At 61.0% G+C, this 22,459-nt stretch carries 24 protein-coding genes and 1 tRNA gene; 17 read left to right on the top strand and 8 right to left on the bottom strand.

Going from position 1 to position 22,459, the window contains the following annotated elements; genetic code table 11:
- The first annotated feature begins 27 nt into the window (after positions 1–27).
- The 5 genes from pstC (at position 28) to KVG85_RS07820 (ending at position 4,174) form a co-directional block, all read left to right on the top strand.
- Entirely contained in the window at positions 28–993 is a 966-nt protein-coding gene (gene pstC / locus KVG85_RS07840; protein WP_024012838.1) for a phosphate ABC transporter permease subunit PstC, read from the top strand.
- On the top strand, positions 993–1,904 hold the full coding sequence (gene pstA / locus KVG85_RS07835; RefSeq protein ID WP_217863486.1) for a phosphate ABC transporter permease PstA: 912 nt from the start codon (positions 993–995) through the stop codon (positions 1,902–1,904). Before pstC ends, pstA begins: the two co-directional genes overlap by 1 nt.
- A 75-nt stretch (positions 1,905–1,979) precedes the next feature.
- Positions 1,980–2,741: a phosphate ABC transporter ATP-binding protein PstB gene (pstB, locus tag KVG85_RS07830; protein WP_016774591.1), complete on the top strand. Its 762-nt coding sequence runs from the start codon at positions 1,980–1,982 to the stop codon at positions 2,739–2,741.
- 93 nt (positions 2,742–2,834) lie between these two features.
- Positions 2,835–3,533, top strand: coding sequence for a hypothetical protein (locus tag KVG85_RS07825; protein ID WP_130902496.1), 699 nt, complete (start codon positions 2,835–2,837; stop codon positions 3,531–3,533).
- Positions 3,533–4,174, top strand: coding sequence for a hypothetical protein (locus KVG85_RS07820; protein WP_225926646.1), 642 nt, complete (start codon positions 3,533–3,535; stop codon positions 4,172–4,174). Before KVG85_RS07825 ends, KVG85_RS07820 begins: the two co-directional genes overlap by 1 nt.
- A gap of 138 nt (positions 4,175–4,312) precedes the next feature.
- Here KVG85_RS07820 and KVG85_RS07815 read toward each other — a convergent pair.
- Positions 4,313–4,400, bottom strand: a tRNA-Ser gene (locus KVG85_RS07815).
- 123 nt (positions 4,401–4,523) lie between these two features.
- Here KVG85_RS07815 and KVG85_RS07810 point away from each other — a divergent pair.
- Positions 4,524–5,195, top strand: coding sequence for a Bax inhibitor-1/YccA family protein (locus KVG85_RS07810; protein WP_008006561.1), 672 nt, complete (start codon positions 4,524–4,526; stop codon positions 5,193–5,195).
- A 65-nt stretch (positions 5,196–5,260) separates the two neighbouring features.
- Here the strand turns inward: KVG85_RS07810 and KVG85_RS07805 are convergent, their stop codons facing one another.
- Both KVG85_RS07805 and KVG85_RS07800 read right to left on the bottom strand, forming a co-directional pair.
- The gene (locus KVG85_RS07805) at positions 5,261–5,590 is read right to left on the bottom strand and encodes a YceK/YidQ family lipoprotein (RefSeq protein ID WP_217863485.1); all 330 of its coding nucleotides are present in this window, start codon (positions 5,588–5,590) and stop codon (positions 5,261–5,263) included.
- 58 nt (positions 5,591–5,648) lie between these two features.
- Positions 5,649–6,086 carry an Lrp/AsnC family transcriptional regulator gene (locus KVG85_RS07800; RefSeq protein WP_056785725.1) on the bottom strand — a complete coding sequence of 146 codons (438 nt, stop codon included), beginning with the start codon at positions 6,084–6,086 and terminating at the stop codon, positions 5,649–5,651.
- A gap of 148 nt (positions 6,087–6,234) precedes the next feature.
- Here KVG85_RS07800 and KVG85_RS07795 point away from each other — a divergent pair, with 148 nt between their 5' ends.
- Positions 6,235–7,128 (top strand): DMT family transporter, encoded by an 894-nt coding sequence (locus KVG85_RS07795; protein ID WP_095179890.1) that lies wholly within the window; start codon positions 6,235–6,237, stop codon positions 7,126–7,128.
- Positions 7,129–7,131: 3 nt separating this feature from the next.
- Here the strand turns inward: KVG85_RS07795 and KVG85_RS07790 are convergent, their stop codons facing one another.
- The 4 genes from KVG85_RS07790 to KVG85_RS07775 all read right to left on the bottom strand — a co-directional run bounded on the left by KVG85_RS07790 (position 7,132) and on the right by KVG85_RS07775 (position 11,275).
- On the bottom strand, positions 7,132–8,172 hold the full coding sequence (locus KVG85_RS07790; protein WP_217864947.1) for an FUSC family protein: 1,041 nt from the start codon (positions 8,170–8,172) through the stop codon (positions 7,132–7,134).
- A 56-nt stretch (positions 8,173–8,228) separates the two neighbouring features.
- A complete protein-coding gene (locus tag KVG85_RS07785; protein WP_123442577.1) occupies positions 8,229–9,188 on the bottom strand; it encodes an HlyD family secretion protein in 960 nt (319 codons plus the stop codon).
- Positions 9,189–9,190: 2 nt separating this feature from the next.
- Positions 9,191–9,547, bottom strand: a complete 357-nt coding sequence (locus KVG85_RS07780; protein ID WP_217863484.1) for a DUF3302 domain-containing protein — start codon at positions 9,545–9,547, stop codon at positions 9,191–9,193.
- Positions 9,548–9,649: 102 nt separating this feature from the next.
- Complete coding sequence (locus KVG85_RS07775; RefSeq protein ID WP_217863483.1) at positions 9,650–11,275, bottom strand: NADP-dependent glyceraldehyde-3-phosphate dehydrogenase; 1,626 nt, start codon at positions 11,273–11,275, stop codon at positions 9,650–9,652.
- A 376-nt stretch (positions 11,276–11,651) separates the two neighbouring features.
- Here KVG85_RS07775 and KVG85_RS07770 point away from each other — a divergent pair, with 376 nt between their 5' ends.
- The 10 genes from KVG85_RS07770 to KVG85_RS07725 all read left to right on the top strand — a co-directional run bounded on the left by KVG85_RS07770 (position 11,652) and on the right by KVG85_RS07725 (position 21,837).
- Positions 11,652–12,263, top strand: a complete 612-nt coding sequence (locus KVG85_RS07770) for a transposase (protein ID WP_217863482.1) — start codon at positions 11,652–11,654, stop codon at positions 12,261–12,263.
- Between the two features lie 54 nt (positions 12,264–12,317).
- A complete protein-coding gene (locus tag KVG85_RS07765) occupies positions 12,318–13,916 on the top strand; it encodes a ShlB/FhaC/HecB family hemolysin secretion/activation protein (protein WP_122704462.1) in 1,599 nt (532 codons plus the stop codon).
- 12 nt (positions 13,917–13,928) lie between these two features.
- Positions 13,929–15,728, top strand: coding sequence for a DUF2341 domain-containing protein (locus KVG85_RS07760; RefSeq protein WP_217863481.1), 1,800 nt, complete (start codon positions 13,929–13,931; stop codon positions 15,726–15,728).
- An 11-nt stretch (positions 15,729–15,739) separates the two neighbouring features.
- A complete protein-coding gene (locus tag KVG85_RS07755; RefSeq protein ID WP_003201710.1) occupies positions 15,740–16,165 on the top strand; it encodes an ExbD/TolR family protein in 426 nt (141 codons plus the stop codon).
- Positions 16,166–16,168: 3 nt separating this feature from the next.
- On the top strand, positions 16,169–16,873 hold the full coding sequence (locus KVG85_RS07750; RefSeq protein WP_024012851.1) for an energy transducer TonB family protein: 705 nt from the start codon (positions 16,169–16,171) through the stop codon (positions 16,871–16,873).
- Between the two features lie 39 nt (positions 16,874–16,912).
- Positions 16,913–18,610, top strand: a complete 1,698-nt coding sequence (locus tag KVG85_RS07745; RefSeq protein ID WP_217863480.1) for a putative porin — start codon at positions 16,913–16,915, stop codon at positions 18,608–18,610.
- A 17-nt stretch (positions 18,611–18,627) separates the two neighbouring features.
- Positions 18,628–19,257: a DNA repair protein gene (locus KVG85_RS07740; RefSeq protein WP_217863479.1), complete on the top strand. Its 630-nt coding sequence runs from the start codon at positions 18,628–18,630 to the stop codon at positions 19,255–19,257.
- Between the two features lie 17 nt (positions 19,258–19,274).
- A complete protein-coding gene (locus KVG85_RS07735) occupies positions 19,275–19,745 on the top strand; it encodes a YbjN domain-containing protein (protein WP_217863478.1) in 471 nt (156 codons plus the stop codon).
- The gene (locus KVG85_RS07730; RefSeq protein WP_217863477.1) at positions 19,742–20,689 is read left to right on the top strand and encodes a peptidylprolyl isomerase; all 948 of its coding nucleotides are present in this window, start codon (positions 19,742–19,744) and stop codon (positions 20,687–20,689) included. Before KVG85_RS07735 ends, KVG85_RS07730 begins: the two co-directional genes overlap by 4 nt.
- A 167-nt stretch (positions 20,690–20,856) precedes the next feature.
- Positions 20,857–21,837 (top strand): LysR family transcriptional regulator, encoded by a 981-nt coding sequence (locus KVG85_RS07725; protein WP_217863476.1) that lies wholly within the window; start codon positions 20,857–20,859, stop codon positions 21,835–21,837.
- Between the two features lie 237 nt (positions 21,838–22,074).
- Here KVG85_RS07725 and KVG85_RS07720 read toward each other — a convergent pair whose 3' ends face one another.
- Positions 22,075–22,434, bottom strand: a complete 360-nt coding sequence (locus tag KVG85_RS07720; protein WP_217863475.1) for a DUF6124 family protein — start codon at positions 22,432–22,434, stop codon at positions 22,075–22,077.
- Positions 22,435–22,459: the final 25 nt, after the last annotated feature.

Here is a 22,459-nt window from a genome sequence, read left to right as displayed (position 1 = left end):
GTTTTCCCCCTGTTCCGGACTTAGCCCATGAACAAACCTTTTGTCGTACCGGTTAATCCCGACTCTGCCTGCCAGCCACCTTCGACGAAGGATTTTCTGGTTGATCGCACCTTCCGCGCGCTCGCACGCATCGGTGTGGTACTGATTCTGGCGCTGGTATTTGCACTGGTGTTCGAAGTCGGACGCAAGGCACTTCCCGGTATGGAGAAGCACGGCTTCGATGTGCTTCTGGGCAGCGTATGGGACGTCAACCAAGGCAAATACGGCATTCTGCCAGCCATCTGGGGCACGCTCTACAGCGCCTTCATCGCGTTGCTGATCGCCGGTGTTTTTGGGGTGAGCATGGCGATTTTCCTGACCCAGGATTTCCTGCCAACCAAGCTCGCTGCGCTGTTTCGCACCATCGTCGAACTGCTCGCAGCCATTCCCAGCGTGGTCTATGGCCTGTGGGGGATCTATGTGGTGATCCCGGCGATTCGGCCGCTGACGACCTGGTTGAACAGCGAACTGGGCTGGATACCTTTTTTCGGCACGTCCCTGAGCGGTCCGGGCCTGCTGCCCGCAGCGCTGGTGCTCGCGATCATGATTCTGCCGACCATTGCCGCCGTGTCGCAGGACGCGCTGACGGCTGTGCCAATGAAAACCAAACAAGCCGCGTACGGCATGGGCACAACCCATTGGGAAGCGATTCTCAAAGTGATGGTGCCTTCGGCCGCCACCGGCATTTTCGGCTCTCTGGTGCTGGGCCTGGGCCGCGCGCTGGGTGAAACGATGGCGCTGGCCATGCTGGTCGGCAATGCCAACAACATTTCCCTCTCGCTGTTTGCACCGGCCAACACGCTTGCCGCTCTGCTGGCGCTGAACTTCCCCGAAGCCGGGCCGAACGAGATCGAGGTGTTGATGTATGCCGCGCTCGTGCTGATGTTGATTACGCTGATCGTCAACATTTTCGGCTCGATGATCATGATGTACGCCCAACGGGGTAACAAGTGATGACTGATCTGACCGCAGCAACAGACCTGACGGCGCCAACCGGTGCGATGCCCAGTTTGCAACGCAGGTTCGAAGGCCGCGCGCTGCGCAGCCTGATCCTGACCACCCTGGTCTGGACAGGTGCTTTGCTGGCCAGCGTGCCGCTGATTTCCGTGCTCTACATGCTGATCACCCGCGGTGGCGCGCGTCTGAACCTGGAAGTCTTCACCGAACTGCCGCCGACCGGCTTCGAGATGGGTGGCGGTTTCGGCAATGCGATGGCGGGTACCTTTGTGATGGTCGGTATCGCGGCAGCGATCGCGGTGCCGGTCGGGATCATGGCGGCCATTTTCCTGGCTGAACTGGGGCCGGATAGCAAGCTGGGGAACGCCGCGCGTTTTGCCGCCAAGATGCTCACGGGCCTGCCGTCGATCCTGGCGGGGGTATTTGCCTACGCTTTGGTAGTAATGACCACCGGCACGTATTCGGCACCGGCAGGTGGCGTGGCGCTCGCCGTCCTGATGCTGCCTATCGTGGTACTCACCGCAGAAGAATCGATGCGGATGGTGCCCAAGATCATGAAAGATGCTGCATATGGCATGGGCTGCACCCGCTCGCAGGTCATCTGGAAAATCATCTTGCCGACCGGCATGCCGGCGATCCTGACTGGTGTGATGCTCGCCGTGGCGCGTGCCGCAGGCGAGACGGCACCGCTGTTGTTCACCGCGCTGTTCAGCAACTATTGGATCTACCACCAGGGCAATCTCGATGTCATGAACCCGACTGCCTCGCTGGCGGTGCTGATCTACAACTTCTCCGGCATGCCTTTCGATAATCAGCTCGAGCTCGCATGGGCGGCCTCGTTGGTGCTGGTGATGATCGTGCTGTTCGTGAACATCATCAGCCGGATTTTCGGCAAGCCCAAGTATTAAGAACGGGAGCATCTGATTTTGAACGTATCCACTGCGCAAATTGCCGCTCCTTTTGTCACCCAGGCGCCTGTAGTCATGGACTGCAAACTGGACAAGATTTTCTACGGCAACTTCATGGCAGTACGTGACAGCCACGTGCCCATCGAGAAAAACAAGATCACCGGATTCATCGGTCCCTCAGGCTGCGGCAAAAGCACCGTGCTGCGCAGCCTCAACCGGATGAACGATCTGGTGAAGGGCTTTCGTTTCGAGGGCCATGTGCATTTCCTCGGGCAGGACGTCTACGGCAAGGGCGTCGATCCGGTGGTCGTGCGCCGCTACATCGGCATGGTGTTTCAACAGCCTAACCCGTTCTCGATGAGCATCTTCGACAACGTCGCGTTTGGCCTTCGCCTCAATCGCTACAAGGGCGATATCGGCGACCGCGTCAAGCATGCGCTGCAAGGCGCCGCGCTGTGGGACGAAGTCAAGGACAAGCTCAAGGTCAGCGGCCTGTCGCTCTCCGGTGGCCAGCAACAACGCCTGTGTATCGCCCGGGCAATCGCCACTGAGCCGGAAGTCCTGCTGCTGGATGAGCCTTGTTCGGCACTGGATCCGATCGCCACCCGACGCGTCGAAGAATTGATGGTCGAGTTGAAGAAGGACTACACCATCGCACTGGTGACCCACAACATGCAGCAAGCCATCCGTGTTGCTGACACCACGGCGTTTTTCTCGGTGGATATTTCCCAGGGCACACGCACCGGTTATCTGGTCGAGATGGGCCCGACCGCGCAGATCTTCGACAACCCCCGTGAACAGATGACCGGCGATTACATAAGCGGCAAGTTCAGCTAAGCCTCAACACCGGTCGCGGCCGCCTACCTGCACAAGCCAAATGGATTTGGCGGGCATCGGTGGACATTTACCAAGCGTTTCCAAGGAGCTCCAATGCCTGCCACGCATCGCCTTGATTTGCCTGCGATTGAACGCGCACTGCGGAAAGTGCAGAGCCGTTTCGCCGAGCTCAGCCGGCACTTCACCGAGCCTCGGGACCCGTTCACTGACGAAGTTCTGCACAATGTGCTTGAAGGCTATGCGTTGGTTGACGAATATGTTGCCTGCGGCGTCGACCTGTTCGATCTGCAGCAACTGAACCTGATGCTGGAGATCAATGCCACGGTGCTTTGTGGCCGGGATCCGGCGCGCCGGCTGGAATACGCCCAGCACCTGGCAGCCACCGAGGCGCATTTCTTCAACAACGTCGAGGGCGGCATCAAGGACTTGTACAACTGGTATTGCGCTTATCGCAGTGAGTCAGTCTGGAAGCGTGCAGCGGGTGTCTATGTGCGCATTCTGAGCAAGCCGCAGCTGTTTATCGAAGGCAACAACCGCAGTGGCTCGCTGATTGTCAGCTACCTGCTCATGCGGGCGGGGCTGCCTCCGTTCGTGCTGACGCTGGAAAACGCCGAGGGCTATTTCAACCCGTCTTCGGTCATCCGCAACTCCGCCAAGCATGGCGTCAAGGCGTTGTACGAATTGCCCAAGATCAAGAAAAAATATGCAGCATTCTTAGAAGAACAGGCGCCCGATCCAATGAAGTTCTTTCTCAAAGGCAAGCCTTTGCCTCTCTCTCAAGGTGGCCATTGATGAACTGGGCACCAGCATTTGCCAGATTGAGAACCTTCGGCAGCCGGGCAGGGCAGGCTATCCGCTGCGCTTTGCCGCAGTTGTTCGAACGTCAGCGCATACGGATTTCGTTCGATATCGATGACACGCTCGCTTGCCAGCTCCACCACTGCGCAGTCGAGAACAGTCGACTACCGGCCTGTATCCATCGCTGGTTGGGTGAGCCGTTGCGTATGGGCACGCGCTCGCTGATCCGCGAGCTGCGTCGCCAGGATTGCAGTGTCTGGGTCTACACCTCATCCGGGCGCACGCCGTCCTATATCAGGCGCTGGTTGGCGCTGTACGGTATCCGCGTCGACGGCGTGGTCAACAGCGTGCTGCACAACCGTGCGTTGACGGCGCACGGGATGTCGAATGCGCCTTCCAAGTATCCGCCAGCGTTCGATATCGACTTGCATGTCGATGATTCGGAGGGCGTGCAGATTGAAGGCAAGGATCATGGCTTCCGGGTGGTCGTGGTGCATCCCGAGGATGATCGCTGGGCGCAGAAAGTGCTGGATTCGGTGGCCAAGGTCCAGGCGCAGCTCGCCTGGCAGCAAATGCTCAGACCTCAGGCGCCGGTGCAACAGCGTGCGGAGGCTGTCTTTGAGTCGCTTGGCTGAGGGAGTACGCACTGGAGCGCCTCAGGTATACGAGGCACTGCTGAGAAATGACTCAATAGATGCGCAAACGCTGCTGCGCAAAACATGTCTTGCAGAAACGACAAAGCCCTGAATAATCAGGGCTTTGTCGTATAAAGATGGCGGAGGCGATGGGATTCGAACTCATGGACCTGTTACAGTCGACGGTTTTCAAGACCGTTGCCTTAAACCACTCGGCCACACCTCCGTTTGCGTTGCGGGCGCCATAATACCTGAATGAAACACACTGTCAAACTCTCTGCATGGCTTGTTACAGAGCGTCTGTTATGATCTTTGCGACTGAACGTTTCAAACCAACAGGAGTGTCGCCATGCGCGAACAGGATTACGCAGTTAATAACAGCGTGCAGGCTGAGCAGCTAGAGGTTAGCCGCGTCCTGCGCAACACTTATGGTCTCTTGGCTCTGACCCTCGCATTCAGCGGCGTGATGGCCTTCGTAGCCCAGCAGATGCGTGTCGGCTACCCGAACATTTTCGTGGTGCTGATCGGCTTCTACGGGCTGTTCTTCCTCACCAACAAACTTCGTGATTCCGCGTGGGGCCTGGTGTCCGCCTTCGCGTTGACCGGTTTCATGGGTTTCCTGCTCGGCCCGATCCTCAACCGTTACCTGGGCATGCAGGGCGGCGCTGAAGTGGTCAGCTCGGCTTTCGCCATGACCGCACTGGTGTTCGGTGGTCTGTCGGCCTACGTGCTGATCACCCGCAAGGACATGAGCTTCCTCGGTGGCTTCATCACCGCCGGTTTCTTTGTCCTGCTGGGCGCTACACTGGCGAGCTTCTTCTTCCAGATCAGCGGCCTGCAACTGGCGATCAGCGCCGGCTTCGTGCTGTTCTCGTCGGTGTGCATTCTGTTCCAGACCAGCGCGATCATCCACGGCGGCGAGCGCAACTACATCATGGCGACCATCAGCCTGTATGTATCGATCTACAACCTGTTCGTCAGCCTGCTGCAACTGTTCGGCATCATGAGCCGCGACGACTGATCGTAATGGCTGCAATAAAAAACCCGCTTCGGCGGGTTTTTTATCGTCTGGAGAAAAGTGTCTGCTCAATTGATGACGATGCTGCCGTCCACTTGCTGACGGTAGATCGTGTACGGCAGCAGCAGCGTATCGAGGGCACCGGAGACCACTGCATCAACCAACAGCCCCGGGATCGCAGTGTTGCGATGATTATCGGCATCGACACCCGAGGCCAGCGGCGCATTCAAAGAACAGAAGTCATAAGCGAGGCCGCTGTAGATTCTCGGTACCGCGCCGCAATAGCTTTTCTGCTGCTTGAGCCCGTCAATGGCAGCCTGGTCGTCGCGCGCCACCGTCTGAATCGTGCCACAGCCGCCGAGCAGCATGCCGGCCAGCAGCATTGCCTGAATTTTCATAGCGCCATTCCTTAGCCGCGAAAAACCACAATCTACGCCGATCAAAGGCAAAAGGCATCTACGCCATCGGTGGCAGGCGTCGCTTGACCGGGGTCTTCTTGACGATCGCGGTGTTGGTTTCAGCCAACGTATTCAGTCGGTCGAGCAAGGTATCGAGCTGTTCCATCGAGCGCACGTGCAGGCGGGCGATGAAGCAGTCGTCACCGGTGACCTTGTCGCATTCGGTGAACTCCGGAATCGACATGATCTGCCGCTCAACCTCCTGCAATTGCCCTGGCAGCGGCCGCACACGGACGATCGCCTGCAACTGATAGCCGAAGCATTTCGGATCGATCTCCACCGTGTAGCCCTTGAGCACGCCGCGTTCTTCCAGCCGCCGCAACCGCTCGGCCACGCTGGGCGATGACAGGCCGCTGATCTGCGCCAGCGCTTTGAGCGAGCGCCGCGAGTCTTCCATCAGCGCGCTGATAAGGATCTGATCGATATCGTCAGTCACAGGCAAACTCCGAATTAGGCAAAGGGCGCAAATTACCCTCGATAAAAAAGGTAAAAACCGAGTTTAGCCTGCTTTATGCGCTGGAGCAGCCAGCCCTGTGATTGACATAATTTCTCCATCCTTTAGCGACAGTCTCTGGAGAGAAATGATGGACAACGCAATCCGCCGCGGCTCGCTGGAAATGACCGCCGCCATGCTGATATCCGGGACGATCGGCTGGTTTGTGCTGGTGTCCGGGCAGCCGGTGCTGGACGTTGTGTTCTGGCGCTGCGTGTTCGGCGCCGGGACCTTGCTGTTGGTCTGCGCCGCGTTCGGCTTCCTGCGCCCGGGGATTCTGACCCGCACAACGTTTCTGCTGGCGGTGCTCAGTGGCATGGCGATTGTCGGTAATTGGGTGCTGCTGTTCGCGTCCTATTCCCGCGCCTCGATTGCCATCGGCACCGCAGTCTATAACGTGCAGCCATTCATGCTGGTCGGTCTGGCGGCACTGTTTCTCGGCGAGAAAATTACCCTGCAGAAGCTGTTCTGGCTGGCGATTTCGTTCATGGGCATGCTGGCAATCGTCAGTGCCCATGGCACGCAAGGCGAGGAGGGTAACGATTACTTGATGGGAATTGCCCTGGCGTTGGGCGCGGCGTTTCTGTATGCGATCGCTGCACTGATCATCAAGCGCCTGACCGGCACGCCGCCACATCTGATCGCGCTGATTCAAGTCTGCACCGGGGTGTTGTTGCTCGCGCCTTTTGCGCATTTCGATGCGTTGCCGCAAGGCGTAGATGCCTGGGCCAGTCTGCTGACTCTCGGGATCGTGCACACCGGTCTGATGTACGTTTTGCTGTACGGCGCGATACAAAAATTGCCGACGGCATTGACCGGCGCGCTGTCCTTTATCTATCCGATCGCTGCGATCTTCGTTGACTGGTTCGCCTTCGGCCATCGCCTCGAATTGCTGCAATGGATAGGCGTCGCGGCGATCCTGCTGGCCGCCGCCGGCATGCAACAAGGTTGGGGCTGGAAAGCCCGGCGGCTGGCGGCGCAATAAGGATCAGATGTTCCAGCGCGGTGCGGTTGCTGCCAGGCGCTGGCGCATCTCGCTGATATTGGCAGCGAGTTGTCGGGTCAGCATCCGGTAGCCGTCGAGCGTGTTGGCAACTAGCGCGTCGAGGTCCGCTGCTGGCAGCTCCATCGGTCGCTCCAGCCGTTGCGAGGCCCCGGTTTTCAACGCGCGAGCCATGCCGATCAGCTGCACACGAATCTGCCGGTGCTCAGCCTTCAGCGCCGTTTGCAGATGTGCCTTGGCCTGCGGGTCGCTGGCATTGGGACGGATATTGCCGAGGATCTCCAGCGTGCTGATGCACATGCGCAGGTTGCGCTGAATCGCGTCGAGTTCGGTCATGGAGATTTTCACTTCTTTGGACACCGACGGCATCAGCGAGCGCAACTGCACCATCACCGTACCCACCTTGCTCATCAGTCGTACATGCTCGTCGGCGCTGACCGCTTCACCGTTGATGATGCGCCCGTATACCGTGGCGCAATCGCGCAAGGCGTCGGCGAGGTTGTAGCGCCACGAGTAGACCGCGTACAGCGGCAGGGCGAAGGAAAACGCCAGGGCGAGGGCGATGCCGATCAGGATGTCGACGCCGCGCCACAGACCATCGGTTATCGGGTTGTCGCCATGCCCGGCAACGATGAACACGGTGATCGCCGAGAGCAGGGCGGTGTAGCCGCCCTTGCCGATCGCGTGATAGGAGAAGAACCCACAGACCACAGCCATGGAAAAGTAGGTCAGCCACGGCATTCCCAGCCACGCATGTTGCGCCACCAGTGCCAACCCGACCCCTGCACCGATCAAGGTACCGATGGCGCGCTCGGCGGCTTTTTTGCCGATGTTGCCGTGGTGCTGCAAACCGCCGATCACCACCAGCATGGTCACTGACGCCCATTCGCCGTGGGGCAGGTTGATGCCGGTGGTCAGCAGAATCGTCGCCAGCAAACCCAACGCCACCCGCACGGAATGGATCAGGCGGGCGTGACGGTAGCGCCGATACGGGTCCAGCAGCGGACGCAGGATACGGCGCAACAGCGGTGGCAGGCGGTGGGTGCTGTAAGTAGTCAGTGCGAACCTCGTGGTCAATCAAATCAATGGAAGGGGAAAATGTAATTCATCCAGGCGGACATGCGCAGCAGGATTTTGCGCATCGCGCCGATGTGATGAAAGTGCTGACTGTAAAGCGCCGCTTGCCCGTAGGCGCCGCCCGGCATGAGCGTGCTGTATTCGGCGAACGCCGGGTCAGTGATTTCAATGATCACCGGCACCCGTCCGGCCGGTGGCGAACCGGTGTAGCTGATCAGCGTGCCGGAAGGTTGCACCTGGCCCTCGGCAATGACGCCGATAACGCTTTTGACTCGCCCCGCGAAGACCTTGCCGGGAATGCCATCGAAGGCGACTTCGGCCTCGTCGCCCACGGTCAGACGCAGCAGGCTGTTCTGACGCATCCAAGCGGCGAAGTACTGACCTTCCTGCGGAATAAACACCATCGACGGGCGCAGCGGCAGCTTGCTCGCCATCATTCCCGGGCGCAGCGAAACGTGGGTGACGAAGCCTTTGCTCGGCGCTCGAACCACAGTGTTGTCCAACTCGAACTGCGCATTGTCGAGTTGCGCCTGCAGATCGTCGGTGCGGGCAATGGCCGCGTCCAGTTCTCGCTGGGTGCCGAAGTTGCGGCGAATCAGTTCGGTGATGCGGTAGCGGTCGCCCTTCGCTGCAACCAGTTGCGCCTTGAGCGATTTCAGGCGGTTCTGGAAAGGCGTGGGATCGATGCGGAACAGCACGTCGCCCTTTTCCAGGGGTTCGTTGCCCTTTACCGGCACGTCGATCACCTGGCCACTGATGATCGGAATGACCGGCACCGAGACAAAGTAGGAGCGCGCCACCTCGGAATAGGGATGGTTGTAGTTCATGGTGAAAATCAGCGCGCCGATGATCAGCACGCCACCCAGGACAGCGGTGGGCACCGTCCATTTGTTCAGCGGAATGCGGAAGATCTTGAAGATGGCGACGCAGAGTGCGGCGTACGTGAGGATGAGCAACAGATCCATGCTCAGTTCCCCTGGCTGTCAGAGTGAGGCGCAACCGGCGACTGCGCTTCGAGCCGCTCGATCCGGGCTTGCAGCTCGACGACCTGCTGCTCCAGCCGGATGACATGGTTCTGCACCGGTTTGCCATCGCCGAAACCCCAACCGCGATCCTCGCGATAGGCCATCGCCCAGATCCACAGAAACGGCCACAGCGCATGCAGGGTAAACAGGCTGACCCAGCCCGTGGCATGGATCGCGTCCTGATGCGGGTGGTTGCGGTGGACGGCGATCTCGTACGGAATGTCATGCAGCACGATGATCCCGTAAAACAGCACGAGACCGACAAAAACCAACAGACCCAATGCGAAGTAATCGAGCATGGTCAGCCTCCCGGGCATCCAGCAATGCTGGGCTGAGTGTAGTCACTGAATCGCCGGGGGGCTGACGGATCGGCAGGATCATTCAATCCTGCCGATCACCCGTCAAAAGATGTAATCGGTGGTCAGGAAACTCGAATCACGCCCGCGAATGATCTCGCTGATCAGGTCCTTGTTGCTCTCCTGGAATTTGGTCGCCACCAGCGTGCGGATCGAAAACACCCGCAAGGCATCGTGAACCGACAGCGTGCCTTCGGCGGAGTTTTTGCGACCGTTGAACGGGTAAGTGTCCGGGCCGCGCTGACACTGGGCGTTGAGGTTGATCCGCCCGACCTGGTTGGCGAAAGTGTCGACCAGCCGGCCGACCGCCACCGGGTTGGTGCCGAAGATGCTCAACTGCTGGCCGAAATCGGATTCCAGCACGTAGTCGATCACGGTATCGAGGTGGCGGTACGGCACGATGGGCACGACCGGGCCGAACTGTTCTTCCTGATACACGCGCATTTGCGGGTTCACCGGATAGAGCACTGCCGGGTAGAAGAACGAGGCGTGGGACTCGCCACCATTCGGGTTGACCACCTGGGCGCCTTTGCTTTGCGCATCCGCGACCAGACCGTGCAGATAATCGACCTTGCCCGACTCCGGCAGTGGCGTCAGCGCCACGCCGCTGTCCCACGGCATGCCCGGTTTCAGCGTGGCCAGTCTGGCGTTGAATTTCTCGATGAAGCTGTCGACCACGTCTTCATGCACGAAGAGGATTTTCAGTGCGGTGCAGCGCTGGCCGTTGAACGACAGCGAACCGGTGACCGCTTCGCTCACAGCGTTGTCGAGATCGACTTCGGGCAGGATGATACCCGGGTTCTTGGCGTCCAGACCCAGAGCCGCGCGCAAGCGGTGTGGTTTCGGGTGCAGCTTCTTCAGGTCGCTGGCAGCCTTGTTGGTGCCGATGAAGGCGAAGATGTCGATCTTGCCGCTGGCCATCAGAGCGCTGACGGTCTCGCGGCCGCTGCCGTAGATGACGTTGATCACGCCGCTCGGGAAGCTGTCGCGGAAGGCTTCGAGCAACGGCCGAATCAGCAGCACGCCGAGCTTGGCCGGTTTGAACACCACGGTGTTGCCCATGATCAGTGCCGGAATCAGCGTGGTGAAGGTTTCGTTCAGCGGGTAGTTGTAAGGCCCCATGCACAAGGCGACGCCGAGCGGCACGCGGCGGATCTGGCCGAGGGTGTCCTGCTCCAGCTCAAAGCGGCTGGAACGGCGGTCGAGTTCTTTCAACGCGTTGATGGTGTCGACGATGTAATCGCAGGTGCGATCGAACTCTTTTTCCGAGTCCTTGAGGTTCTTGCCGATCTCCCACATCAGCAGCTTGACCACCGCCTCGCGCTGCTCGCGCATGCGGCCCAGGAAAGCTTCGACATGCTGGATGCGCTCGGCAACGCGCATCGTCGGCCACAGGCCCTGACCTCTATCGTAAGCGCGAACGGCAGCGTCGAGGGCGGTGAGGGCGGTGTCGGCATCGAGCAGCGGGGTGCTGCCGAGGATCACCTGTTCTTCGCCGTTTTCGCTTTTCAGATAAACCGGACTGCGCACCTGCGCGAGCGGGCCGTCCCAGCGGCGCAATTGACCATCGACCAGATATTCACGCTGCTCGACCTGAGCGTCGAGGCGATATTTTTCCGGGATGTCGCTGACCGAAGGGAACAGGTTGCCAAGGATGTTTGCTGTGGTCATGTCACTACCCTGTGTTGAAGTCGGCGTGCCGATTGAAAGTCTTGTGAAGGTTATACGCCTGAACGGGCCGGGATTTAACCCTGTGAATGTCACGCGAATGTCACGCACCCGTGCAACCGCAGTCCACCCTGTGGGAGCGAGCCTGCTCGCGAAGGCGGCGGCACATCCAGCATCCTCATTGCCTGACACAGCGCTTTCGCGAGCAGGCTCGCTCCCACGGTCGATCATGTACATCCGTCAATCCGTCTTCGGTAATGAAGCTTTTATGACAAAAGTTCGGTAGCCCTTTGCCAGTCCGGTCATGCCTGTGTAACGCGCTTGAGGAGCCTTTCGGGGCGCACTTTGCGAGTCGGGGCGGGACGCCGGGAGTGAGGCAATGGGGACTATGGAACGCTATTCGAAAGTGGGCATGCAGGAGCTCGATCAACGCCTGTCGAAGATTGTCGAAGCCGCGCGCAAGAAGCCGGTTTCGGTGTATCGCTACGGCGCGCCGTGGGTCTGGATCGTCTCGCAGGAGGACTGGCAGGGCGCTCTGAAAGAAGTGTCCAGCTACATTCCGCCGGGCCATTCGCTGGTGTTGCTGCGCCCGCAGATCGACGATCTGCTCGACGCCCACCAGGACCTGCTGCGCGACCTCAATGCCGTGCCCGGCATGCTCATTCCCGCGCAGACGGTGATGCACATCCTGCTCCTGCAATTGCTGTATTCGGTGCCCAGTGAACAGCAGCTCTATGAACAGCTGAACTACAACCTGCTGTTCCGCTGGTTTGTCGGCCTCGGCCTGAACCAGAAAGTCTGGAGTTTCACCGCCCTCAGCCGTGACATCGCCACGCTGCTCAACGAGCCGCGCGCGGTGCTGCTGATTCAGAAAATCATCGGCGAAGTGTTCTGCGGTGCCTTGCTGCAAATGCCCGAGTTCTCGCTGAACTTTGCGCTGTTGCACACCTGGCTGGGCAAGCACGCCTGCGCCACAACGATCAGCAATTGACGCAGCACACCGGGCGCTAACGCCCACAGGTCATCGCGAATTTCAGGGGGTAATGTGGAACGGATTTTCACGTCACGGCTGGCGCTGTGGGGCTGGCTGCTGGTGACGGCGGGCGCGCAGCCGGCGCTGGCCGAGGAGGGCACAGAAGCGCCCGCCGCGCAGCGACTGGTCGACGTCAACGAATACTTCGTGCGCGGCAATACCGTGCTCGATGCCCGGGCGATCGAAGAAGCGGTGTACCCGTTTCTCGGCCCGCAGAAAGCCTTGAGCGACATCGAAGGCGCCCGCGATGCGTTGCAGAAGGCCTACCAGGAACGCGGCTATCAATCGGTGTTTGTCGAGCTGCCCGAGCAGGCGGTGGCCGATGGCATCGTCTATCTGCAAGTCAGCGAAACCAAGGTCGGCCGGGTGCGCGTGGTCGGCGCCAAACACTATTCGCCGCTGGACATTCGCGACAACGTCCCGGCGCTGAAAGAGGGCGAGGTGCCGGACTTTGCCAAGGTCCAGGGCGAACTCGCGCAGCTCAACAAGACCCCCGGTCGCCAGGTCATGCCGCTGGTGCGCGAAGGTCAGCGCCCCGGCACCATGGATGTCGACTTGCAGGTCGAGGACCAGAACCCGTGGACGGCCAGCGTGGGCCTCAATAACGACTACAGCGCCGACACCGAAAAGCTGCGCAGCGTCACCAGCCTCGGTTACAACAACCTCTGGCAGCTCGGCCACAGCGTCAACCTGACGTTCTTCACCGCGCCGCAGGAAACCGACAACGCCAAGGTCTGGTCCGGGTCCTACACCGCGCCGCTGAGCGAGCGCTGGAGCGTGCAGTTCTCCGGTTACCAGTCCGACAGCAACGTCGCCACCATCGGCGGCAGCAACGTGCTCGGCAAGGGTCACAGCTACGGCGTCGCGGCGATTTACACGTTGCCCTCGAGTGGCAATTGGTCGAACTCGTTGTCGGCCGGCATCGACTTCAAGGACTTCGACGAGCGCCTGAGCCTGTCCGGCGAAAGCGACAAGGTACCGCTGAAATACGCGCCGTTCACCTTCGCCTACAACGGCTATCGCTACAGCGAAAAGAGCCAGCTCGGCCTCGGCCTGAGTCTGGTTGCCGCGACCCGCAGCGTGTTCGGCTACGGCAGCGACGACGAAGACTTCGACTACAAACGTTATCGCGCCAAACCGAGTTTCGCCGTGCTCAAGGGCGACACCAACTACACCTGGACCTTCGACAGCGACTGGCAGAGCGCAAGCAAAGCCGCATTCCAACTCGCCTCGGGGCCGCTGGTTTCCAACGAACAATTCTCCGCCGGCGGTGCCACTTCGGTGCGCGGCTATCTCGCTGCCGAGCGCACCGCCGATGACGGCTACCTGCTCAGCCAGGAATTGCGCACACCGTCGCTGGCGAAGTTTGCCGGCACGTGGATGCAGGACTGGCGCTTCTATGCCTTCGCCGAAGGCGCGCAGTTGTACTTGCGCGACGAACTGCCGGATCAGGACGCCAATTACGCCCTGGCCAGCGTCGGCCTCGGCACCCGCGCCAGCCTCAGTAAATGGCTGTCCGGCAGCCTCGACTGGGGCTACCCGCTACTGGAAGGGCCGAACACCTCAAAGCAGGAATCGCGCCTGCACTTCAACCTTCAAGCCACTTTCTAACGGAGCACGTCCATGCAACGCCTCTTCCTTTCGTTGTTGATCTGCCTGGGCTTCGTGCTCCCGGCCACGGCTCAGGCCTGGTGGCAGGACGACTGGCATTACCGCAAACAGATCGCCGTCGACACCACGCCACAAGGCGCGGCGATCAATCAGGTCCTCGGCCGCACCGCGCTGCTGGTGCGCCTGCACACCGGCAACTTCACCTTCGACGGCGTGAAAGAGGACGGCTCCGATCTACGCTTCGTCGCCGCCGATGACAAAACCGTGCTCAACCACCAGATCGAAAGTTTCGACGCGCTGATGGGCATGGCGCTGATCTGGGTCGATGTGCCGAATGTAGAGGGCGGTCAGCGTCAGGACATCTGGATGTACTACGGCAACCAGAAAGCCCCGGCCACCGGCAACGGGCAACTCACCTTCGATCCGAATTACACCGCGCTGTATCACTTCGACGGCGCCACTGGCACCCCGGCGAAAGACACTACGGCGTACGGCAACACCGCGCAAAGCGCGACCGGCACAGCGATTGATGGCGTCGTCGGGCGTGCCTTGCAGTTCAGCGGCCAGCCGTTGTTGCTGCCAGCCAGTCCGTCGCTGCAACACAACGCGGGCAGTGCGTTCACTTTCAGTGCCTGGCTGCGTCTGGATCAGGCGAGTGGCGAGCAACTGATTCTCGCTCGACGCGAAGGCACGCAAAGTCTGTTGGTCGGCGTAAGCCAGGGTCTGCCATTCGTGGAAATCGACGGCCAGCGCGCCGCTGCGACACAGGCACTGACTCCGGCGCAATGGCAACACGTTGCGCTGACCGCCGAGGGTTCGAAAGTCACCCTGTACATCAACGGTCGCGAAAGCGCTGCGTTGGCCCAGGCGATGCCGGCGTTCAACTCGGTCATGGCCATCGGTGCCGATCTGCAGGAAGGCGCGTTCCAGCCATTCGCTGGCGCTATTGATGAGCTGCGCCTGTCGAAAGTCGCCCGACCTGCTGCGCTGTTGCTGGCCGATGCCACCTCGCAAGGCGCCGAGTCGAAACTGGTCGCTTACGGCGTCGATGAGGAACAGTCCGGCTTCGGGTTCGGCAGCCTCGGCTTCCTGCTCAACGCGGTGCCAGTCGACGCCTGGGTGATCATCGCCGTGCTGGTGCTGATGATGTTCCAGTCGTGGATCATCATGCTGCGCAAGAGCCGCAGCCTCAGCCGCGTGACGGCTGCCAACGAAGATTTCCGCGCGCAATTCGCCAAGGTCGGCACGCGTCTGGAGATGTTCGCCGACGACGCGCAACTGGCCCAACGCCTACAGCATTCGTCGCTGTGGCGCCTGTACCTGGTGGCGGTCAAAGAGATCCGTACCCGTCGCGAGCAGGGCGCCGATACCTCCTCGGTTTCAGCGGCGACCATCGAAGCCATCCGCTGCTCGATGGACGGCGTGCGCACCCGCGAGAACCAGCAGCTGAGTTCGAAACTTTCGACCCTGTCCAACGCCATCGCCGGCGGTCCGTATATCGGCCTGCTCGGTACGGTGCTGGGGATCATGGTGGTGTTCCTCGGCACGGCAATGGCCGGCGACGTCAACATCAACGCCATCGCTCCCGGTATGGCCGCCGCGCTGTTGGCCACGGCGATGGGCCTGTTCGTCGCGATCCCCGCGCTGTTTGGCTACAACCGCCTGATCACCCGCAACAAGGAAGTCAGCGCCGACATGCGCGTATTCGTCGACGAGTTCATCACCCGGCTGGCGGAAATGCACGGCGAGAGCCAGTTCAGTGAGGCGTCGCACCAGCGCGGCCATCACGCCAACCACTCCGTACCGGCCTGAGGAGCATTGACATGGCGTCCGTAAATGCCTCCCACGACGATGATGACGATGCCGCCGTCGACAGCATCAACATCACCCCACTGGTCGATGTGCTGATGGTGGTGCTGGTGATGTTCATCCTCACCGCCACCGCGCAGGTCTCCGGGATCCAGATCAACCTGCCCAAGGCCAGCGCGTCGGTGTCGCTGTCGGAAGCCAAGACCAAGGCGATCTCGGTCAACGACGGCGGCCAGGTGTTCCTCGATGCCTATCCGGTCACTTTGGCCGAGTTGGAAGAGCGCCTGCGCATCGAGAAAGCGCAGAGCCCGGATTTCCCGGTGATCGTGCGTGGCGATGCGACGGTGCAGTACCAGAAAGTCATCGAAGTGCTGGATCTGCTGCGCCGGCTCGAACTGTCCCAGGTCGGTCTCGTCACCGGCAAACCGAGTCAGGGCTGAGTCATGACAGCACAACTCCCGATCGAACCGCCGCCCGTGAAAAAGTCGCCGTTGCGCTATGTGAAGTGGGGCGCCGGATTGCTGGTCGCCGCGCTCGCCGCGTGGTTCCTCTGGCAGTGGGCCAACGACATGGCCGGCGTGCGTCGCGAAGCGCCGAAGGTGCCGACGATCATTCCGTTGCCGCCACCGCCACCACCGCCGCCGGAAAAACCGCCAGAGCCGGAAACGCCGGTGGAAGAAAAAGTCGTCGAGCCCGAGCCAACGCCGGAGCCGGAGGAGGTCAAGCCTGAAGAAGAGGCGCCGCCATCGCCGGCGGACGATCTGGCCAATCCGATGCAAATGGACGGCGACGCGCAGGCCGGCAGCGACGCTTTCAACATCGGCGCGGGCAAGGGCGGCGGCATGGCCGGTGCTGGCGGCGGGCGTTTGGGCACGGGCACGTACAGCCAGTTTCTCGCGTTCACCTTCCAGCGTTTGCTGCGCGAGAACCCCGAGCTGCGCAACCTCGCGTTCTCGCTACAGGCCGACGTCTGGCTGAGCAGCGTCGGCGAGATCACCCGTGTCGAGCTGATCAAGTCCAGCGGCAACCCGCAAATCGATACCCAGGTGCTGGCCGCTTTACGCGGTGCGCCAGCCCTCAGCGAACGGCCTCCGGCCTCCATCACTTTGCCCGTGCGCCTGTCCCTGCAAGGGCGGCGTCCGGGTTAATTCACTTATTCAAGCTTCGGCAAAAGGAGTTGTGTGCAAATGATTTCCAACGTGAATCGATTGTCCCTGGCGGTCGGCATGGTCATTGCGACCCTGGTCGGTCAGGCCGTGGCAGCGCCTGCGCCGTCGGAGAACGCCACGATCAATCTGATCCGCTTGCTGGTCGAGCAGGGCATTCTGAAACAGGACAAGGCTGACGCGCTGATCGCCCAGGCGCAGAACGAAGCGGCGCAGGCGAAACAGGCTGCCGCGTCCACCGCAGTCGCGGCCGGGCCGGTCGCCGCGCCGGGCGATGTGCGCGTGCAGTACGTGCCGGCAGCGGTGCGTGACCAGATCCGCGATCAGGTCAAAGCCGAGGTCATGGCCACCGCCAAACAGGAAAACTGGGCAGCGCCGAATACCTTTCCGGATTGGGCCTCGCGCATCAGCTTCGACGGTGACATTCGCCTGCGAGACGAGTCGCGGTACTACTCGGGCAACAACAGCAACGAAATCGTCGACTTCGCCAAGCTCAACAACAATGGCCCGTACGACGTAAATCCCAACAGCAGCACCAGCCTGCCGCCGTTGCTCAACACCCGCGAAGACCGCGAAAACCTCTTTCGCCTGCGCGCACGCCTGGGCATGAAAGCGGTGATCTCCGAGGAATGGACCGCCGGCATTCGCATCGGCACCGGTTCGGACAACAACCCGGTATCGACCACGCAGAGCCTCGGCGGCGGCTTTGCCAAGAAGGACATCTGGCTCGATCAGGGCTACCTGACCTGGAAGCCAATGGACGAATTGACCCTGACCGGCGGGCGCTTCGCCAACCCGTTCATGTCCACCGACATGCTCTATTCCAACGACCTGAATTTCGACGGTGTGGCGGCGATTTTCGATCACAAGCTCAACCGCGATTGGGGTGTGTTCGGCACCGTCGGCGCGTTCCCGGTGGACTACACCAACGACACTTCCAGCAGCAACGGTTTCGATAAGGAAGAGAGCGACAACAAATGGCTGTACGGCGCGCAGCTCGGCGCGAAATGGGCGATCAACAGCAACAACCGCCTCAAGGGGGCGCTGGCCTATTACCGCTTCGACGATATTCAGGGCCAGCGCTCCAGCCCTTGCGAACCGTGGGCCGGCGCGCCGGGCTGCGACAGCGACGGCACCCGCGCGGCGTTCATGCAGAAGGGCAACAGCGTGTTCCTGCTGCGTGACATCACGCCGAACCCGCTCAACCCGAGCGCTACGCCGCAGCCGCAATTCGTCGGTCTCGCCTCCGAGTTCAACCTGCTCGATCTCAACGTGGTCTGGGATGCCGACCTGCCGCAGGACTTCAAACTGCGCAGCCAGGGCAACTACATCCACAACCTCAGCTACGACGAAGGCGACATGCGCAAGCGTTCCGCCGGGCAGATCGTCAACAACCTCGACAGCAACGGCGAGATCGAAAGCGGCGCCAATGCATGGATGGTGCAGTTCACCCTCGGCAACGCGCTGGACCTCAAGCGCAAGGGCGACTGGAACCTGTTCGCCGGCTACAAGTACATCCAGCCGGACGCCTTGCCCGACGGCTTCAACGACTCGTCGTTCCACCTCGGCGGCACCAACGCCAAGGGCTATTTCATGGGCGGCAACTACGGCCTGGCGAAGAACGTTTCCGCCACCGGCCGCTGGATGAGCACCGAAGCGGTGTACGGCGCGCCGTTCGACATCGACGTCTTGCAGCTTGAGATCAACACGCGCTTCTAAAGCGCCGGGAGAGCTTTATGAACACGCGTTTTCTCGCGCTGGGCCTGGGGTTGCTGATCGCCACCGGGGCGAACGGCGAAGGCATGGAAGAGCGCTTGCGCACGCAATTGCGCAGCACCACCCAGCAATTGCAGGCCCTGCAAAGCCAACAGGCCCAGGCCAGCGCCGCGCAACTGGCGGCGCAGAACGAAGCCAAGGCAGCGCAAGCGCAGATCAAGCAGCTGACTGCCGAACTGGCCAAAGCCAAAGGCCTCGCCGAGCAACTGGCCGGGCAACAGCAGAGCCTGCACAGCCAGGCTCAGGCGCAAGTCGCGGCCAGTGCCGAGCAGACCGGCAAGTTCAAAAAAGCCTATGACGAATTGCTGGTCCTCGCTCGCGGCAAAGAAGCCGAACGCGCGAAGCTGCAAGCGCAGCTGGCGGAACGTGACACACAAGTGCAGCAATGTTCAGCCAAGAATCAGCAAATGTACGGCGTCGCCAAACAGATCCTCACGGCTTACGAAAACATCGACGTCGCCGAAGTGATGAAGATCCGCCAGCCCTTCTCCGGCAGCGCCCGGGTCAAGTTCGATGAATTGGCGCAAGGCTTCGGCGACGAGCTGTACAAAACCCAATTCGACGCGCCGCAAGCGGCGATCGCTCACTGATAACAAGGAAGAAAGTCATGACTCAACTGATCACCCACGTTTCCCCGCAATCGCTGACCGACGTCCTGCAAGCAGCCGGTTATCGCGTTAACCAGAGCGAACAGAACGGCATCGTCCAATTGCTCAGCGCCAGTCAGGGCATCGGCTACGCCGTGCGTTTCGGCAACCCGGCGCTGGAGCAGGGCAGCTTTGTCGATTTCACTTTCAGCTGTGCCCTGCGCGTGCAAGGTGATTTGCCCCAGGGCGTGGCCGAGCAGTGGAACGCGACACGACGGTTTGCGCGGTTGTCGTTGCAGGGTGAGTTTCTGGTCATGGAGATGGACGTGGTCGTGGCTGCAGGCGTGAGCAACGAGCATCTGCGCGGCAACCTGGAACTTTGGGATCGCCTGTTGCAGGAATTCATCGTTTACCTGCGCGACTTCAGCCAGACCGCTGCTTCGCAAACCGCCAAATCCGCTGTTGCCGAACAAGAGGAAGTCGCACTGTGAAAAAGCCTGCCATGGTGATCGGCGCCGGAGCGCTGGCGTTGTTGGTGGTGGCCGTGGCGCTGGTGCTGCGACCGGGCAGTGACCCGGTCGCCGCCCAGCAGCCGTCGCCGGTGATGGCGGTTGCAGCCGGGCCAGCGGTCGCGCGGTTGGGCAATCAGCAGGTTTCGCCAGAGGAATTGCAGGCGCTGCTGGCCACTGTCCCGGCGCAAACCCGCGAACAACTGCGCGGCAACCGTGAGGCGCTGGAGCGCTGGATTCGTACGCGACTGGCGGAAAAAGCCGTTCTGGAACAGGCCGATGCGCAGGGTTGGGCGCAGCGGCCAGACATCGCCCGGCAGACTCGCGCGGCGACTGAGCAGATCGTGTTCCGTGATTATTTGCGCTCGGTGAGTCAGGTGCCGGCGGAGTATCCGAGCGCGGCTGAGTTGCAGCAGGCGTATGACGCGGGGAAGGCCAACTGGCAGACGCCGGCGTTGTATCGGGTCAGTCAGATTTTCCTTGCTGTCAATGATTCCGCTTCGTTGGAAACCGTGCGTAAACAGGCCGCTGAATTGAGCAAGAAGGCGCAGTCGGCACCCGCTGATTTTGCGGCGCTCGCTACGCAATATTCGCAGGATCGCGTGACGGCAGAGCGGGGTGGTGATACCGGCCTGCAACCGTTGCAGCAACTGGTGCCGGAAGTACGTGGCGCCGTGGCGCGGCTCAAGGTAGGCGCGGTTTCCGATCCCGTGCAGAGCGCCGCCGGATTTCACGTGATCAAACTCACCGAACAACAACCGGCCCGCACCGCGACGCTGGAGGAGCTGCGCGACCAACTGACCCAGGCCCTGCGTGCACAACGCCAGGAACAGATCGCCCAAGCGTATCTGGACGGCATGCTCAACACCGCCACCCTGAGCATCGATGGCGCCGAACTGAACAAAATCCTCGAGGGAAAATACTGAAGTCAGCCAGAACACCATTCACCCCTGTGGGAGCGAGCCTGCTCGCGAATGCGGTGGGTCAGTCAGCGAAGATGTTGAATGTGCCAACGTTTTCGCGAGCAGGCTCGCTCCCACAATGAGATCCGGTGTATTCAGAGCAACCACATTAGATCGACAGGGAGTCATCAATGTCATTCACCGAACCCGCAGGACGCCCGGGCGCCGCTGATTACCAAACGCCCCAAACCAGCCCCGAACCCTGGCTCAACCAGGCCGCGACCATCGACAGCGAAGTCGCCCAATACTTCCTCGTCAGCGCCCGCTGCGGCTGCTTCATGCAAGCCGCGCGTAGCCTCAATGTGCGCTCGACGCTGCTGCGCAAACAACTCGCGCAACTCGAACAACAACTGCAACACAGCCTGTTCAGCTTCCAGGGCAGCGCCCTAACGCTCACCCGCGAAGGCCAACAGTTGCAGGCCCGACTCAGCACCCTGGCCCACCAACGCAAACTCCCGGTCATCGAACAACCCCTGATCCGCCTCGCCATCGCCGAATCCATCCTCCACGACATCCTCGGCCGCGACCTCATCGCATTGCTGCGGCGCAACGCCAGCCTGCGTCTGGAAATTATCGCCCTGGATAGCGAACTGTCATTGCGTGCGGTCAGCGCCGACATTGTCCTCTGGCTGGCGCCCAGCGATGCTTCAAACCCTGGTCCCACCTTCGCCACCAGCGAACCGCAACACCTCGCGCGAATTGAATATCTGCCGCACATTGCCAAGCGCTATTCACGGGTGACGGCGCGCCCGGAAACGCCGGATGATCTGGCGGATTTCATGCTGGTGCAGTGGCAGCATGATCGACAGGTTCAGAGTTTTCGCCCGTGGAATGAATTGGTCGAGCAGCGGTTGGCCGGAGTCGTGCAGATGCAATCTTATGAACTCATGCTCGAGATGATTCGCTGCAGCGCATGCATCGGTTTGCTGCCGGCATACATGAGCCGCTTCGACCGAGGCCTCATCGCATTGCCCGGATTATTCGCCGAACCGATGCAGCTACACGCCTGGCTCGCGATCAACGCTGAATCGCAACACACACCGGAAATCCAAGCCCTAACCGAGCTCATCCAGCAAACCTTCAACGAACGCCACGAATGGTTCCAGCCTTGACGCGGTCCGACAGGAATCTTCATTGCTTACGCGTTGATCGTTCCCACGCTCCGCGTGGGAATGCAGCCCGGGACGCAGAGCGTCCCCCAGAGCTGGAACGCGGAGCGTCCCTTGAGGCATTCCCACGCTCCGCGTGGGAATGCAGCCCGGGACGCTCTGCGTCCCCCCAGAGCTGGAACGCGGAGCGTCCCTTGAGGCATTCCCACGCAGAGCGTGGGAACGATCATCAAAGGCCCGCTACTGCGGCAACTCCAGATTATCCAGCACCCGATTCACCGCCAGTTCCCCAAGCATGATCAACTGCGCAATCCCCATCAGCGTCCGGCGTTGCGAGGGCTTCACCAGCCCGGCGAACTCCTGGGCGATGGTTTTGGCCGAGGCGAGGGTTTCGCAGGCGTTGGCCAGCAGGTCTTCGTTTCTGGTGTCGGCAGTGACCGCGTACATGGCGCGGGGGCTGAACGGCGGTGGGGTTGAGCCGGGAGGGCAGAGGTAGTGGTCGAGGGCGCGGTCGGCGGCTTGGTGAAGTTTTTTTGAGTCGAGGGATTCGTAGGGGGAGGTGGGGTCGGTTTCGGGTGGGTTGGGTGTTGGTTTGATCATGGTGAAGCCTCTAGAGTGGTGAAGC

The sequence above is a fragment of the Pseudomonas triticicola genome, assembly GCF_019145375.1.
Classification (GTDB): Bacteria; Pseudomonadota; Gammaproteobacteria; order Pseudomonadales; family Pseudomonadaceae; genus Aquipseudomonas; species Aquipseudomonas triticicola.
Note: the sequence above shows the minus strand (reverse complement) of the source record. Positions and strands in the feature narration are given on the sequence as shown.

Coding starts and splice junctions, on each gene's coding strand:
- KVG85_RS07745 (WP_217863480.1), top strand. CDS start 16,913: ATGATTTCCAACGTGAATCGATTGTCCCTGGCGGTCGGCATGGTCATT.
- KVG85_RS07770 (WP_217863482.1), top strand. CDS start 11,652: ATGGGGACTATGGAACGCTATTCGAAAGTGGGCATGCAGGAGCTCGAT.
- KVG85_RS07775 (WP_217863483.1), bottom strand. CDS start 11,275: ATGACCACAGCAAACATCCTTGGCAACCTGTTCCCTTCGGTCAGCGAC.
- pstC (WP_024012838.1), top strand. CDS start 28: ATGAACAAACCTTTTGTCGTACCGGTTAATCCCGACTCTGCCTGCCAG.
- KVG85_RS07795 (WP_095179890.1), top strand. CDS start 6,235: ATGGACAACGCAATCCGCCGCGGCTCGCTGGAAATGACCGCCGCCATG.
- KVG85_RS07805 (WP_217863485.1), bottom strand. CDS start 5,590: ATGAAAATTCAGGCAATGCTGCTGGCCGGCATGCTGCTCGGCGGCTGT.
- KVG85_RS07725 (WP_217863476.1), top strand. CDS start 20,857: ATGTCATTCACCGAACCCGCAGGACGCCCGGGCGCCGCTGATTACCAA.
- KVG85_RS07740 (WP_217863479.1), top strand. CDS start 18,628: ATGAACACGCGTTTTCTCGCGCTGGGCCTGGGGTTGCTGATCGCCACC.
- KVG85_RS07825 (WP_130902496.1), top strand. CDS start 2,835: ATGCCTGCCACGCATCGCCTTGATTTGCCTGCGATTGAACGCGCACTG.
- pstA (WP_217863486.1), top strand. CDS start 993: ATGACTGATCTGACCGCAGCAACAGACCTGACGGCGCCAACCGGTGCG.
- KVG85_RS07760 (WP_217863481.1), top strand. CDS start 13,929: ATGCAACGCCTCTTCCTTTCGTTGTTGATCTGCCTGGGCTTCGTGCTC.
- KVG85_RS07780 (WP_217863484.1), bottom strand. CDS start 9,547: ATGCTCGATTACTTCGCATTGGGTCTGTTGGTTTTTGTCGGTCTCGTG.
- KVG85_RS07755 (WP_003201710.1), top strand. CDS start 15,740: ATGGCGTCCGTAAATGCCTCCCACGACGATGATGACGATGCCGCCGTC.
- KVG85_RS07750 (WP_024012851.1), top strand. CDS start 16,169: ATGACAGCACAACTCCCGATCGAACCGCCGCCCGTGAAAAAGTCGCCG.
- KVG85_RS07720 (WP_217863475.1), bottom strand. CDS start 22,434: ATGATCAAACCAACACCCAACCCACCCGAAACCGACCCCACCTCCCCC.
- KVG85_RS07735 (WP_217863478.1), top strand. CDS start 19,275: ATGACTCAACTGATCACCCACGTTTCCCCGCAATCGCTGACCGACGTC.
- KVG85_RS07820 (WP_225926646.1), top strand. CDS start 3,533: ATGAACTGGGCACCAGCATTTGCCAGATTGAGAACCTTCGGCAGCCGG.
- KVG85_RS07785 (WP_123442577.1), bottom strand. CDS start 9,188: ATGGATCTGTTGCTCATCCTCACGTACGCCGCACTCTGCGTCGCCATC.
- KVG85_RS07810 (WP_008006561.1), top strand. CDS start 4,524: ATGCGCGAACAGGATTACGCAGTTAATAACAGCGTGCAGGCTGAGCAG.
- pstB (WP_016774591.1), top strand. CDS start 1,980: ATGGACTGCAAACTGGACAAGATTTTCTACGGCAACTTCATGGCAGTA.